Genomic DNA, 12,618 nt, shown 5'->3' on the forward strand with positions numbered 1-12,618 from the left:
TTTTTAATCTTTCAATTTTAAAATGAAAATGAAAAAATATACAAATACAGGAAGTAAAGATACTCGTTCGGGTTTTGGAGCGGGAATGACTGAACTAGGTCAAACCAATGAAAATGTTGTGGCACTTTGTGCGGATTTAATTGGTTCATTAAAATTTGATGATTTCAAGAAAAATCACCCGGAACGTTTTTTCCAAATTGGTATTGCTGAAGCAAACATGATTGGAATCGCAGCAGGATTAACTATTGGAGGAAAAATTCCGTTCACTGGAACTTTCGCTAACTTTTCTACTGGAAGAGTTTACGATCAAATTCGCCAATCAGTAGCTTATTCTGAGAAAAACGTGAAAATTTGTGCTTCACACGCAGGATTAACACTTGGAGAAGATGGTGCAACTCACCAAATCCTTGAAGATATAGGTCTAATGAAAATGTTACCGGGAATGACTGTAATCAATACTTGTGATTACAATCAAACTAAAGCAGCTACATTAGCTTTAGCGGATCATCATGGTCCTGCTTACTTGCGTTTTGGTCGTCCGGTTGTTCCTAATTTTATGCCAGCTGATGAGCCTTTCGTAATCGGTAAAGCGATACTTTTAAGCGAAGGTACTGATGTAACTATTGTTGCTACAGGACATTTAGTTTGGGAAGCGCTTATTGCTGCTGAAGCATTAGAAGCAAAAGGTATTTCTGCTGAAGTAATCAACATCCATACAATAAAACCTCTTGATGAAGAAGCGATTCTGAAATCATTGGCAAAAACAAAATGTATCGTTACGGCTGAAGAACATAATATCCTTGGTGGTCTTGGCGAAAGCATTTCCAGAGTATTAGCATTGAACACACCTGCTCCACAAGAGTTTGTGGCTGTAAATGATAGTTTTGGAGAATCTGGTACACCAGAGCAGTTAATGGAAAAATATAAACTAAACAATCAAGCGATTGTTGAAGCTGTAGAAAGAGTTATTAAAAGAAAATAATTTTTCTCTTTATAAATAATGAATCCCATTCGTTTTGTTGCGAATGGGATTTTTTTGTCATTTTTTTGTGTGATAACTTCTTTCCTCGCAAAGACTATCACTCAGTTTTTGTTAGCAACGAAGTTACCACATATAATAATTTGATATCCTTCAAAAAAAAATTCAAACTACAAAAAAATCCCATTCGTATTATTTGAACGAATGGGATTTTTTATGTACCGTCAGTTTATACTAATGACAGTTTTTATCTAAATGCTTTTTGATTCTTGCAGGATCAGTTGTGTTACCGCTACAGTTTGGAATATCTGCAAATGGGTAAGAGAATCCAGTTGCCGGGTTTTTGATTTCAATTTTAGTACCGTAGCCGTCGCCGTCGTCATCAACATCTGCAAAATTAGGAATACCGTCTCCATCCGTATCATCTGGATTGACAACTCCTGTTGCTAAAACTCTCATATAGCCATCTCCAGTCACATCTTCTTGATAAGAAGGAATTCCGTCGCCATCTTGATCCAATCGTTGAATTTCATATAATTTAAAACCAAACACAAGCGGAACATAAGCGGGAATTGTTCCCTTTCCAGCAGAATAATATGCTAATCCAGAAGGAATAAACATTACACCTGCACCAAAATCATTATAACTTACAGTACCATCAGTATTTGACGTATAACTCCCTGTTTTGAATTGAGGGAAAATTTCACTCCATCCAGTGATTACCCCAAATAAACTGAAAAATTGTTGTGGGTATTTTACTTCTTCAAATGGAGTTGCTGATAATGCAGTAACTCCTGATGTTGTTACACGTTCCAAATATTCGCCTTTATATGAAGCTAATACACCATCTACATTACAAGGTGCAATGCCGGTTCCGGTTCTTAACACCAAATAATACATTTTATAAGTAATATCGTGTAAACTTACATTTCTACTCTTTAGCTCGTAGGTAGTTTGATCCCAGATTGATTTTTGAGTTCCTCCTGCAGGAATTTTTACAATCGAAATATCTTGATCGTCTATAAATCCAGGATGACTAACAACTGTTATGTAATATGTTTTTAAATATTCTTCAATGTCGGTATTATCAGTAGCATATTGTACTGCATAATCTCTAGGTGGTGTCACTTCTGGAGTGTCATTATTCTTCGAACATGAAAATAAAGAGACAACACCAATCATTAAAATAAAATAATACTTAAATTTGTTCATTATAGCTAATTTTTTAAGTGCGCAAGATACAATATTGATTGATTTTTGTAAACTATTTAACTCCGATTTTAGAAAATTTATGAGAATAGATAAATATTTATGGTGTGTACGATATTATAAGACAAGAAATATGGTTACTGAAGCTTGTAAAAAGAACCACATAACCGTAAATGGGCTGGTTGCCAAGCCTTCAAAGGAAGTTTTTCCTACAGATAAAATCACGTTCCGGAAAGACCAAATCACACAAATAATTACTGTCCTGGACATTCCAGAAAATCGTGTCGGGGCCAAACTCGTTGATATCTATCGAAGAAATGACACTCCGGCCGAAGCCTATCAGCATTTAGAACTTTTAAAACTGTCTAAAGAACATTACCGAAAAAATGGAACAGGGCGACCTACCAAAAAAGATAGAAGAGACATTGATGGATTTCTCCCCTCCCCGACCCTCCCCGAAGGGGAGGGAGACGAGCCTTCATAAATTAAGTAAAATATCGAATAATCTTTGCAAAACCCAGTTCCCGCCCCGAAGGTATGATTGGAAGACAAGTGTTGACAAATAAAAATCAAGTAAAATATCGAATAACCTTTGCCATACCTGGCTCCCTCCCCTTCGGGGAGGGCTGGGGAGGGGAATAAATCAAGTAAAATATCGAATAACCTTTGCCAGACCTAGCTCCCTCCCCCTCGGGGAGGGCTGGGGAGGGGAATAAAATTTTTAAACAATGAATAAAAATATCATCTTAACCAATCAGGAAATTGAGCATAAAATAAAGAGAATTGCCTACCAAATCTACGAAACATTTGTAGGTGAAGAAGAAATTGTCATTGCAGGAATTGCGAATAACGGTTTTATTTTTGCCAAAAAGATTGCCCAGGCCCTAGAAACCATTTCTTCGCTTAAAGTCTCACTTTGCGAAGTTCAAATCAACAAACAAAATCCCGAATTGCCCATCCACACCTCTTTGTCAAAAGAACAATATTCGAATAAAGGATTGATTCTTGTTGATGATGTGTTAAACTCCGGCACTACATTGATCTATGCAGTACGGCATTTTATAGACGTTCCGTTGAAAAAATTTAAAACTGCAGTTCTGGTAGACAGAAACCATAAGAAGTATCCGGTAAAAGCCGATTTTAAAGGAATATCGCTTTCCACCTCTTTGCTGGAACACGTACAAGTCGTTTTTGATGAAGATGGAACTAGCTATGCGTATTTAAGCTAAAATATTAACAATGTCAAGAACTACCTGATCAATCGTTTTATCATCTACATTCACTTTATACCGCGCCTGATTATAATAAAAACTTCTTTCAAAAAGGTGCATCGCAATAAACTCCTTCATTTCCTCATCATTTTTATTGGCGATAAGGGGTCTTTTGCTTTTATTGGCACACAATCTGCTAAATAAAGTTTCTATTGATGCTCTCAAATATACAGACACCACATTTTCTCCTTTTAATAGTTCATGATTGTTGGCATAACAAGGCGTTCCTCCTCCAAGACCGATAATCATATCCTCCGAAGAGTTCAATAATTCAAGAAAAGCTTTATGCTCTATTTTTCGAAAATAAATTTCGCCATGCTTTTCAAAAATGGCATTTATAGACAAATTTGTTTTTTCTTCTATATATTCATCTAAATCTACGAACGGAATCCTGATGATTCTTGACAGTGTTTTAGCAATAGTGGACTTCCCGCAACCCATATAGCCTAATAATATAATTTTTCTCATGGAATAAAACCTTATGAATTAAGGCGTTAAGATTTATTGTTAAAAAAAGACAAATTTATACTAAAATAGCTTGCAAAACTCCAAATAAAGTCCTTATATTTGCACCCGCATTCAAGGGAAGAATATGACTCGATAGCTCAGTTGGTAGAGCACATCACTTTTAATGATGGGGTCCTGGGTTCGAGCCCCAGTCGGGTCACAAAACGGTGATCAACACATAATTTCCTTGAAGCATTGACTCGATAGCTCAGTTGGTAGAGCACATCACTTTTAATGATGGGGTCCTGGGTTCGAGCCCCAGTCGGGTCACAAAAGGTTGAGTAATTTATTACTTGACCTTTTCTTTTTTTAGGCCACGTGGAGAAACGGTAGACTTGCCAGCTTGAGGGGCTGGTGCTCGCAAGGGCGTGTGGGTTCAAATCCCACCGTGGTCACTTTTTAGAACAAAAAAAATCCTAATCTCTAAATTTACAAGTGATTAGGATTTTTTAATTTAAAGCCTGTATTATTTCTGAATTCTAATTACTCAGTTCCCTAAAATACGAACTTATTTTATCAGTACTCTTTTATATTTGGGTATATTTTTTAAGACAGTACCAGTACCTCTAACCACAGCTCTCAAAGGATCTTCTGCAATAAATACTGGCAAATCAGTCTTCAGCGAAATCCTTTTATCAAGACCGCGCAGCAATGCTCCTCCTCCTGCGAGATACAAACCCGTATTATAAATATCCGCAGCCAGTTCCGGTGGTGTCAATGAAAGCGTTACCATAATCGCATCTTCAATTCTCTGTATTGATTTATCCAAAGCTCTTGCAATTTCTCTAAAGGCAATCAAGACCTCCTTAGGTTTCCCGGTAAGCAAATCCCTTCCACGAACCGTTATGTCATCAGGAGCATCCTCAAGTTCTTCCATTGCGGCGCCAACATCAATTTTTATTCTCTCAGCAGATGCATCTCCAACATACAAATTATGCTGGGTTCTCATATAAAACAATATATCATTAGTAAAAACATCCCCAGCAATTTTTATGGATTTGTCACAAACTATTCCTCCGAGGGCAATAACCGCAATTTCCGTAGTTACTCCACCAATATCAACGATGAGATTCCCCTTGGGTTCCATCACATCTAAACCAATTCCAATAGCAGCAGCCATAGGCTCATGAATCAAATACACTTCTTTTCCGTTTACCCGTTCGCAAGACTCCTTAACGGCTCTCATTTCTACCTCGGTAATACCACTTGGAATACATACAACCATTCGCAGTGCGGGAGTAAAGAAATTTTTCTTTATTTCAGGTATATTTTTTATAAACCAGCTGATCATTTTCTCTGAGGCATCAAAATCAGCAATAACCCCGTCTTTTAGTGGCCGGATTGTTTTAATATTCTCGTGTGTCTTACCCTGCATTAAACTGGCCTCTTTACCCACAGCAATAATTTTTCCATTTCTAATATCCCGGGCCACCATAGAAGGACTATCGACTACTATCTTTCCGTCATAAATTATTAAAGTATTTGCCGTCCCTAAATCCATAGCTATCTCCACTATCATAAAATCAAATAAGCCCATAATATAGTTTTGTTCTTAGAAACGTTATTGTTGCTGTTTTATTCTCTATCAAGATGAAAATTCCCCAAAAGAAAATGGATGAAATTTTAGGCAAAAGCGAAAAGTGGCGTACTATTCAAGTGCGCTCAGTCCATAAAAAGCAACTTTGGAGGATGTTTGGCAGATGAGGAACATTTTATCAAATCAGCTAAAAAATGGTTCGGAAATTGTCCCGTCAAGGTCACAATTAAATAAAAATGCTTCAAAAATAATCAAGTTTACTTGAGATTATTTTTGAAGCATTTTTATTTAATCCCGACGTTTGAGAGGAGCTTTGTTGGGGAAGACGAGAAAAAACCGCTATCTCACTATATTTTTAGCTGATGAATTTTAATAAGTTCCTTCCAGCTTTCATAAAAAGAGCATTAAAATTAAAAACCCAATTGACAAACCCGCAGCTGTAATGAAAAAAGTTCCTATGTATAAAAACAGTTTATTTTTATGTGACCTTCTTAGTAGCTCAATATCTCCTGTTCTATATTTAATTTCAGACATTTTTTTCTACGATATTAAATTTACAAATATTCCAACAATAGAAATCCATTTTTTTACAAAGTAACAAGGATTGGACTGTTCTCACAATACCAACTTTTAGTGATATTTACTTTATTTTTTCTATTATTTTGTAAAAATATCCATTTGCAATAGGAATAAATTGAGGTTTACCTCATTCTAAGTATTTTTTTATATAGTCCCCAAAATAACACGTCTTAAAATTATTTTGACAACAACAAAAAAGCGCCTTGGTAAACCACCAAGACGCTTATAATTATAAGTAAGTCATTTTATTTTTTAAACATTTCCTGCAAAGGCTTTAACTGTTCTATATCGATTTTAGATTCTTTCAAAACCGAAAGCATCGTCATAATATTATTGGGATTCATATCCTTTCCCAGAATTCGGACTACTGCAAAACCAGTTTCTTTTTTATTGGCAAAAAGCACAAACTCTTCTATATGTTCATCTGAACCCACAAAACTTACAGAAGCCCCTTCTTTGCCTGAACCAAACTTCATCAGCTGTTGGTACTTTTTGTCCTTTAGAATCAAATTGACTTTGTCTCGTTCCAGTTCAAATTGCGCTTTGTTTGTTCCATTAAGTTTGAAAGCCAATACATTCATCTTCTCAAAGGATTGCAAAGCTTCATTCTGCTCCGATGACAACTTAGCTTTATCCACATTCAATATACTTGGAGAAACATCCAAAGCAATAAAATTCTTGTTTTCTGTATTTTCTACAAAGTATTTCTGTAGCGTAGGCTCTGAGTTGCAACTGATCAAAAACAAACTAAAGAGCAGCAAAATGCTATAAACAGCTTTCATTTTACTTTTTACCTTTTGTTGCTCTCTTCAAATCGTCGCCACCTGGAATTCGCATTTTATCAGTAAGAATAGAAATCTCACTCAAATCGAAATCACCCGTTAATGACATTAAAACCGTGTCATCATTTTTAGCTCCTTCAATAAACATAAGCAACTCTCTTATCTGAGAATCTTTCGCTCCAGATTTCACTAAAATTTTGATGTTTTTTCCGCTGTCATTCACACGCATCAACTCTTCGAGACCTGCTGATTTTATGTACTTTTCAGCCGAAGCTTTCATTTCGTTTTCTACTCTGGTACTTTTGGTGGTGAAAACTTTCAGGTTGTCTAACTTTTTTATCAGGTTCAAGTACTGTTGTGTCTCCTTATCAGAAGCATCCACTTTAACTTTGCTCATTAAGTCAAACATTTTTTTGTTGACTATTATTGAAGTAACATCGTCCTGACCGTCGAATTTATCGAAGGCAGCTTGAGCGAAAAAAGGACTTGAAACTAATACTACTACTAATGTTAATATAAACTTTTTCATTTTTTGATTGATTATTTTATTGTTTAAAAATTAATTCTTTTGATTCTTGGTATTCCTTAATGTAATGTACACTTTCTATGCCAACATTTACATGATTCGATAATAATGCCAATGCTTTTTGAGTTTGTCTAAAGGCAACTTCAGGATCATCATACGTTCCCAAATCTTGTTTACTGTTTGCATCCTCGTAATTGTAATACACGTACGTTCCTATTCCCATCAAAACGATAACCGAAGCGGCCATGGATAACCATGGGACATTTCGCTTTTTATACTCGTCCCGCAACTTCGGGATAGGAAGCAGTGGGATTTCTTGCGCAAACTTTTGGTCTGCGGCAAGAGACAAATAACCAAACAAAGGCTTGTACTGTTCTAAATGCTGCGCAACATTTAATGAAGAAAAATAAGTACGTAATTCATTTTCTTCGACAATACTGGTTTCCCCTTGAAAGTATTTTTCTATTAATAATTCTATTTTATTTAATTCCATAATTATGCGTTTTAGTCATGCTTTCTCTTATCGTTTTTCTTGCTCTTGAAAGTGCTACGCGAATGGCCGTTTCATTCATTTCGGTTATTTTCGCGATTTCAGCAAATTCATATTGTTCTATATCCCGCATCTGAATTAACAGTCGTTGTTGTGCGGGCAACTGACTAATTATTTTCTCCACCCAATTCAAACTATCACTGTCTTCCACTTTTTTATCTACGCTTGGCTCTCTATCGGTAAAATTAGTATGGACGATTTTTAGATTCCCCGCTCTTTTTGATTTTAATTGATCCAAACAATAATTTTTTGTCATCGTCATTGCAAAAGCTTCTACACTATTAAACCCATCCAAACTTCCATTTTTACTCCAAAGCTTAACCAAAACTTCCTGAGTGGCATCCTCGGCTTCCTCCGTGCTCGTCAGCAGTCGCTTTGCCAGCCGAAAGACTTTGTCTTTGAATGGAGTGGTTAGCTGCACAAACTCATTTTGGTTCATAAAGAGTAGTTATTAAATCGGTTATACAATCAAGACGATGCATATTTCTTTTTGTTACAAATAATAGAAAATAAAAACTAAAGTTACTATTTTTACGTTCTTAATTCATATTGAAACTAATTACATGAAAAAAACATTCAAACTTAGCCTTATATTATTTTTAGCCCTTTTTACCTTCCAAGGTTGCCAGGATATGGACGATGTCGCTGCGCCAATGGATCTGGAAATCAAAGATTTTGTTTGGAAAGGCCTAAACCAATACTATTTATGGCAAGACAAAGTCCCTAATTTGTCCGATGACCGTTTTGCTTCTCAGGCAGAATTGAATACTTTTTTGTCCGGATATTCTTCTTCTGAAAGTTTATTTGATGCTTTAAGAGTGGACAAGTCCATTGATAGATTCAGCTGGATTGTAAGTGATTATTTGGTCTTGGAACAAGAACTACAAGGCACTTCCCTAAATAACGGAGTTGATTTTCGTTTAAATATAAAACCAGGAAGTGATCAGTTAATCGGTTATGTGCGTTATATTCTCCCCAATTCAGATGCGTCAACCAAAGATATTAAGCGTGGCGACTTGTTTTACGGTATAAATGGAATACAACTTACTTTAAGCAATTATCAAACACTATTGGCAACAGATAGTTACACTTTAAATTTTGCTGATTATGACGGAACGACATTTATTGCAAATGGAAAAACAGTTGCATTAACCAAAACAACTTTAGAAGAAAACCCAATTTTTATAAATAAAGTGATAACCTCAGGGACTCATAAAATAGGATATTTGATGTACAATGGTTTTTATTCGAATTATGATAACCAATTGAACGATGCTTTTGGCACGCTAAAAACGCAAGGCATTACTGATTTAGTACTTGATTTACGTTATAATTCTGGCGGTTCTGTTCTTACAGCCACCCGTTTAGCAAGTATGATTACGGGACAATATACCGGACAGTTATTTTCAAAACAACAATGGAATAGTAAAATCAACAGTTATTTTGAAACGAATAATCCTGAGGCATTAAAAAACAACTTTACGGATAAAATAGGAAGTACTCCTGTCAACAGTTTGAATCTGTCTAAAATTTATATTCTAACGACAAAAAGTACTGCTTCGGCAAGTGAATTAGTAATTAACGGATTGAAGCCTTACATGGAGGTTGTACAAATCGGCGACGTAACCACAGGAAAAAATGTAGGTTCCGTTACATTATATGACTCGCCTACTTTTGGCAAAGCCAACAGAAACCCAAATCATCGCTATGCCATGCAACCAATCGTTTTAAAAATTGTAAATGCAGCTGGTTTTGGAGATTATTTCAGCGGATTAGTGCCTAATTATGTGTTGAAAGAAAACCTAGCTAATTTAGATATTCTTGGTAATACAACAGAACCTTTATTAAGTACTGCAATTGGCAAAATTACCGGAACAGCAAGAATGTTAAAACTAAGTCCCGAAAAAGATTTCGAATATTTTATTGATGCAAAATCAATAAATGGATTGCAAAACCAAATGTATATTGACAAAGCGCCCGAAGGTCTTTTGAAAGCTTTGAAATAATTAAAAAAGCTACATACTAAAACAATGCTTCTGGAGTTATTACCTAATAATCAACACTTTACACTACTTTGATATGAAAAATACATCTAAATTAGTTTTGACTTTGACCGTAATGGCTTCTTTTGCATTTATCAAGCCTAAGCATTCAGAGCCCAAAAAAATAAATATTGTCATTGATGCGGGTCACGGTGGAGATGATTTTGGAGCGACTTCAGATGCAATTACCGAAAAACATATTGTGGCGCAGGTCACTAAAAAAATAAAATCCTTAAATAGTAATGTCGTGATTCATTTCACTAGAGATGAAGATAATTTTTTATCCTTAAAGGACAGGACTGATTTCATAAACAAACTTAAACCAGATTTAGTGTTGTCATTACATGTAAATTCAAGCTTAAATAATGAAACATCAGGCTTGGAATTTTATGTGGCAAAAGAGACTGAATTTTTTGAAAAGTCAAATGAAATTGCAGAAAAACTAATAGACAAATTTGCAACGTGTAAGAATTTAAAAATATCTACTGTAAAAACGGGTCCTTTTTATATTCTTAAAAAATCAGATGTTCCAGCCGTAATTGTTGAACTTGGCTATTTGACCAATGAAAATGACAAAAAATACCTGATTGATGAAAACGAGCAAAATAAAATGGCCAAATCCATTTCGGAATTTATTTCAGAAATGAAATAAAAACAACAACCATAAAATAGAGGCTGTCCCGAAAAGACAGCCTCTTTTAGTATAAGGGAATTTTGATCTATCAATTGTTTATTGAATATTTGAAATTTATCATTAAAAATTACTCTAATAGGTTATTCCCTTCGTTTGTAAAGCCTAAAAAAAGTTCTGAAATTGTGCAAACGGGCTTTTGTTATGCAACCAGAAAAGTTGTGAGCAATAGCAATTAAACCAAATTCAATATTTACTTTGGTTAATGTAAAACGTTCAAATCCCTTAGTTTTCCTCATCTTTCCAGAAACGGGTTCCGGTTCTATGAATCTTTTAGAGTAAATTTCATTTTCTGGTTCACTTTCTAAATTTTCTCTTACTCTCGTTTTGAGCTTTTGAAGATTATGATTAATTTCTATTTTTCTATTTCCCTGCCTTTAAAGCATTGCCCTCGCATTGGACAACCTTCACAATTGACAGCTTGATATACGGAATAATGTTATAAAAAACCCTAAAGTTATTTTTGATTTTTTAGTATAAATGTTGATCCTTTTTTGCCTCATTGGGCAAACTAAAAAATCCTGTTCAGCATTATAAAAAGGTTTTGTGTGTGGAATACGTTTTTTTTATGCTTGCGAGTCTGTTCAATTCGATATCATTTGTATGGAACACAAAAAATCAACTTATTTGTTATCCGTTAGTTGATAATTCTCTTCGCTTCCATAACCAGCATTGGCAGTAACTTGTTTGGATTGTTTCTGACAAGCTTTTTCAACATTTAAATTCAATGGGAAAAGTTCTTGTTGATGAACCGAATAGCAATTGAAAACGGCTGCATAATTATTGTTTTTATACTAATATTCACGATTATAAATAAAAAAACTGCCAGAAAATCACTTTTCGGACAGCCTCTTTAGTTAAAATTAGGTTTTGAAATTATTTGGAAGACATTACTTTTTTCGTAAATGTTCCTTGATTGGTAGTTACTTTCACAACATACACTTGCTGATGTCTTTTGCTTGCTTTAAGATCCAATGTTACTTCTTTGTCTAAATAACTATTAGTATCGATTTTAGAAAGCACTGACATTCCTTGCGCATTGAACACCTCGATTTTCACATCAGATCTGTAATCAAATTTGTATTTGATGGTAAGCTGATCTTTGAAAGGAACTGGGTATGCATCGAAACCTGCACTTGGAGTTTCGTCTTTTGTCACTGCTACTTTTGGAGCGGCTGCAATTTTACCTCCTGGTATTGCTGTTGGTGTTGATGCTGCACAACTACTTACAGAGGACCCGCAGCCATTGACAGAAACAGAGACCTGATAACCCGATCCAGCCAGAATATTACTAAATGTAGCAGAAGTCGCAGTGCCCCCAGTATAAGTTGTTTCCAAATTATTGGGAGTATTAAGTCCTATAATCCCCGTAATAGGATTTCCATCTTTATTCCTAACTGTATAAGTAGCTCCAGGGATAATATCGGAAAGAGTAATGCTGAAAGTGGTTTTATCACAAGCGGGTGGATTGTAAGCTATACTAGGTGCAGAAGGTGTTGTATTCACTGCAAGTAAATTATTGGCTACACCAATGCAATCTCCGGTTCCACTCAATTTCGCATATACTGTTTTGTTGCCCGATACGTATGCGTTGGCAGGTGAAATCGGAGTAGAGAAAACTCCTGCGTTATAAGTTTCATACCATCCTAATACTGATACAGTAGTTGATGCACCAACTACTGTAGTATTCTTGGATGTTAAATTAAAACTAGCGGTATTGCCACCTGCAGTTGAGGAACAAAGTGTTTGGCTTGTATTTGTTCCCGCTGGTGTTGTATTCACTGCAAGTAAATTATTGGCTACACCAATGCAACCTCCGGTTCCACTCAATTTCGCATATACTGTTTTGTTGCCCGATACGTATGCATTGGCAGGTGAAATCAGATTAGAGAAAACTCCTGCGTTATAAGTTTCATACCATCCTAATACTGATACAGTAGTTGAT

At 35.4% G+C, this 12,618-nt stretch carries 14 protein-coding genes and 3 tRNA genes; 8 read left to right on the forward strand and 9 right to left on the reverse strand.

Features of this window, described 5'->3' with window-relative positions; genetic code table 11:
* Window positions 1-28 precede the first annotated feature (28 nt).
* Window positions 29-982 (forward strand): transketolase family protein, encoded by a 954-nt coding sequence (locus ACFX5E_RS15830; RefSeq protein WP_379856137.1) that lies wholly within the window; start codon window positions 29-31, stop codon window positions 980-982.
* 231 nt (window positions 983-1,213) lie between these two features.
* On the opposite strand, the gene ACFX5E_RS15835 is transcribed toward ACFX5E_RS15830, so the two are convergent.
* A complete protein-coding gene (locus ACFX5E_RS15835; RefSeq protein ID WP_379856138.1) occupies window positions 1,214-2,191 on the reverse strand; it encodes an FKBP-type peptidyl-prolyl cis-trans isomerase in 978 nt (325 codons plus the stop codon).
* A gap of 79 nt (window positions 2,192-2,270) precedes the next feature.
* Between ACFX5E_RS15835 and ACFX5E_RS15840 the strand changes: the two genes are divergently transcribed.
* A complete protein-coding gene (locus ACFX5E_RS15840) occupies window positions 2,271-2,672 on the forward strand; it encodes an RNA-binding S4 domain-containing protein (protein WP_379856139.1) in 402 nt (133 codons plus the stop codon).
* Between the two features lie 244 nt (window positions 2,673-2,916).
* Entirely contained in the window at window positions 2,917-3,417 is a 501-nt protein-coding gene (locus ACFX5E_RS15845) for a phosphoribosyltransferase family protein (protein ID WP_379856140.1), read from the forward strand.
* On the opposite strand, the gene ACFX5E_RS15850 is transcribed toward ACFX5E_RS15845, so the two are convergent.
* On the reverse strand, window positions 3,409-3,927 hold the full coding sequence (locus ACFX5E_RS15850) for a shikimate kinase (RefSeq protein WP_379856141.1): 519 nt from the start codon (window positions 3,925-3,927) through the stop codon (window positions 3,409-3,411). The genes ACFX5E_RS15845 and ACFX5E_RS15850 overlap by 9 nt on opposite strands.
* 126 nt (window positions 3,928-4,053) lie before the next feature.
* Here ACFX5E_RS15850 and ACFX5E_RS15855 point away from each other — a divergent pair.
* The 3 genes from ACFX5E_RS15855 (at window position 4,054) to ACFX5E_RS15865 (ending at window position 4,361) form a co-directional block, all read left to right on the forward strand.
* Window positions 4,054-4,126, forward strand: a tRNA-Lys gene (locus tag ACFX5E_RS15855).
* A 37-nt stretch (window positions 4,127-4,163) separates the two neighbouring features.
* Window positions 4,164-4,236 (forward strand) — tRNA-Lys (locus ACFX5E_RS15860).
* Window positions 4,237-4,278: 42 nt separating this feature from the next.
* Window positions 4,279-4,361, forward strand: a tRNA-Leu gene (locus tag ACFX5E_RS15865).
* A gap of 113 nt (window positions 4,362-4,474) precedes the next feature.
* On the opposite strand, the gene ACFX5E_RS15870 is transcribed toward ACFX5E_RS15865, so the two are convergent.
* The 5 genes from ACFX5E_RS15870 to ACFX5E_RS15890 all read right to left on the reverse strand — a co-directional run bounded on the left by ACFX5E_RS15870 (window position 4,475) and on the right by ACFX5E_RS15890 (window position 8,379).
* Window positions 4,475-5,503: a rod shape-determining protein gene (locus ACFX5E_RS15870; protein WP_379856142.1), complete on the reverse strand. Its 1,029-nt coding sequence runs from the start codon at window positions 5,501-5,503 to the stop codon at window positions 4,475-4,477.
* Between the two features lie 824 nt (window positions 5,504-6,327).
* Window positions 6,328-6,864 (reverse strand): DUF4252 domain-containing protein, encoded by a 537-nt coding sequence (locus ACFX5E_RS15875; RefSeq protein WP_379856143.1) that lies wholly within the window; start codon window positions 6,862-6,864, stop codon window positions 6,328-6,330.
* 1 nt (window position 6,865) lies between these two features.
* Window positions 6,866-7,393, reverse strand: a complete 528-nt coding sequence (locus ACFX5E_RS15880; protein WP_379856144.1) for a DUF4252 domain-containing protein — start codon at window positions 7,391-7,393, stop codon at window positions 6,866-6,868.
* Window positions 7,394-7,409: 16 nt separating this feature from the next.
* Window positions 7,410-7,883 (reverse strand): hypothetical protein, encoded by a 474-nt coding sequence (locus ACFX5E_RS15885; RefSeq protein ID WP_379856145.1) that lies wholly within the window; start codon window positions 7,881-7,883, stop codon window positions 7,410-7,412.
* Window positions 7,870-8,379, reverse strand: coding sequence for an RNA polymerase sigma factor (locus ACFX5E_RS15890; protein ID WP_379856146.1), 510 nt, complete (start codon window positions 8,377-8,379; stop codon window positions 7,870-7,872). Before ACFX5E_RS15890 ends, ACFX5E_RS15885 begins: the two co-directional genes overlap by 14 nt.
* A 124-nt stretch (window positions 8,380-8,503) precedes the next feature.
* Between ACFX5E_RS15890 and ACFX5E_RS15895 the strand changes: the two genes are divergently transcribed.
* Together ACFX5E_RS15895 and ACFX5E_RS15900 are read left to right on the forward strand one after the other, a co-directional pair.
* The gene (locus tag ACFX5E_RS15895) at window positions 8,504-9,946 is read left to right on the forward strand and encodes a S41 family peptidase (RefSeq protein WP_379856147.1); all 1,443 of its coding nucleotides are present in this window, start codon (window positions 8,504-8,506) and stop codon (window positions 9,944-9,946) included.
* A 73-nt stretch (window positions 9,947-10,019) separates the two neighbouring features.
* A complete protein-coding gene (locus ACFX5E_RS15900) occupies window positions 10,020-10,634 on the forward strand; it encodes an N-acetylmuramoyl-L-alanine amidase family protein (RefSeq protein WP_379856148.1) in 615 nt (204 codons plus the stop codon).
* A gap of 122 nt (window positions 10,635-10,756) precedes the next feature.
* On the opposite strand, the gene ACFX5E_RS15905 is transcribed toward ACFX5E_RS15900, so the two are convergent.
* Window positions 10,757-11,032, reverse strand: a complete 276-nt coding sequence (locus ACFX5E_RS15905; protein ID WP_379856152.1) for a transposase — start codon at window positions 11,030-11,032, stop codon at window positions 10,757-10,759.
* Window positions 11,033-11,549: 517 nt separating this feature from the next.
* Window positions 11,550-12,618 (reverse strand): T9SS type A sorting domain-containing protein (locus tag ACFX5E_RS15910; protein WP_379856149.1); only part of this gene is annotated, 1,069 nt, incomplete at its 5' end.

The organism is Flavobacterium xylosi, assembly GCF_042787345.1.
Taxonomy (GTDB): Bacteria; Bacteroidota; Bacteroidia; order Flavobacteriales; family Flavobacteriaceae; genus Flavobacterium; species Flavobacterium xylosi.